Here is a 1,656-nt window from a genome sequence, read left to right as displayed (position 1 = left end):
CGAGCAGCAACTGGCGCGGCGCCTGTTGTTCTCTGCAACCAACTTCGGGCAATCGACCAACCCAGGTATCCGCCGGCGTGTGCGCCTGCCGCAAGAGTACCTCGCTCGCATGCTGGGTGTATCGCGCCAGACGGTCAACAAGGCCTTGCGTGCGCTGGAGCGCGAGCGCGTCCTGGCCCTGCATTACGCCGAAATCGAGATCGTGGACATGGCCGCGCTGATTGCGCGGGCTGGCGCAGTTGATCCGGGGCTGCGGCAATCCATGGTCATGCCAGTTGCGGAGTAGCTGCGCTGCAAGGGTTCAATGGCTTGATGGTTCCTGAGTCAGGGTAAATGAGAGCGCCATCGCGTTTGGCGAGCTTTTAGACTGAGGTCGATAAACGACCAATACTCACGGAGGATCTCGCCATGGCTAACGCCAGTAATGTCATCGTCTCTACTTCTGCGGACGATCAATTCCAGACCTACACGACGCAGACAAACGGCGGTGTTGTTGACCCCGTTCAACAGGTGCTTGTTTTCAACCCCGGGTTCGGTCAGGACCGGATTCAGGTGAATACCTCAAGCTATTCGAGCCCCAGCGGTTCGAGCACCCCGGTACCTCAGCCCTACGTCATCCGACTGGGCGCCGGCCTGACACCGGACGATGTCAGCCTGTTCCAGTTGCCTGATAGCTATCAGTTGGCGCAATCCAGCCGCGAGCAATCCGGTTGGGTGGTGACTTGGGAGTTGAAGATCAAGCACAGCAACGACAGCATCACTGTGCAGGATTTCGTGCCAGGCACGGCCAACCCCGTATATCCGGTGCCACCCAGCGACCTGCATGACTCGCTGCGCAGTCTGGTTCAGTTCGAGTTTGCGGATGGCACCGTGTGGTCGCCGGATCAGGTGATCGCCAAGTTGAAATCGTCCAGTCTCAATGCCTCCGTGACGGGCACAGCTGGTAACGATTTGCTGGAGCCCGGGCAGACCAACGACAGCATCGATCTGACAGCAGGAGGCGGCTCCGACACGCTGGTGGCATGGCGTGGTGATGGCAGTGACGTGCTCCAGGGCCATGTTGATGTGCTGCAGTTGCGTGGCGGCATACAGCGCGGCGATGTGGTCATTCAAGGCGCCAGGTCGATCAACGTGATGGACCGTGGGCGAGTGGCCTACAGCCTGAGCACAGACGGCATGGATGCCATCGGGCGCATCGATTTTGACGATGGCACGTCGATGACAGCCGCCGATATTCGTCGGGCGGTGTTTGCTGGCTCGGCCCTGGACGACTTCATCGTGGGGACCGACTCGGCCGATTCGATCACCGGTCAGGGGGGCAACGATGTGCTCGATGGTGGCGCTGGTGACGATACCCTGTCAGGCGGTGTGGGCAGCAACACGCTGAACGGTGGCGCTGGCAATGACACGCTGATTTCCGACAGCGATCCGCTTGGTGCCAGCGACCAGTTGATTGGCGGTGGCGGCGTCGATACGTTCATCGTGAATGAAGGCAGTACCTGGCGCAGCAGCGTGACCATTTCGGACGTCATGGATGGCTCTGGGGCCGGTTCAGTTTTACTGGATCAGGCCAGCACCGATGTGGCGATGCGCTTCGAGTTTAACGGGCATGGTCAGGACCTTTTGATCACTCCGAAAGACACCCTGGCGTCGTAT

At 60.0% G+C, this 1,656-nt stretch carries 2 protein-coding genes; both read left to right on the top strand.

Going from position 1 to position 1,656, the window contains the following annotated elements; translation table 11 throughout:
• Positions 1 to 286, top strand: a 286-nt coding sequence (locus EPO09_RS11165) for a Crp/Fnr family transcriptional regulator (RefSeq protein WP_290643078.1), incomplete at its 5' end; no start/stop codon positions are given.
• 122 nt (positions 287 to 408) lie between these two features.
• A partial coding sequence (locus tag EPO09_RS11160; RefSeq protein WP_290643077.1) for a calcium-binding protein occupies positions 409 to 1,656 on the top strand: 1,248 nt, incomplete at its 3' end.

Source organism: Aquabacterium sp., from assembly GCF_004297345.1.
Lineage (GTDB): Bacteria > Pseudomonadota > Gammaproteobacteria > Burkholderiales > Burkholderiaceae_C > Aquabacterium.
Note: the sequence above shows the minus strand (reverse complement) of the source record. Positions and strands in the feature narration are given on the sequence as shown.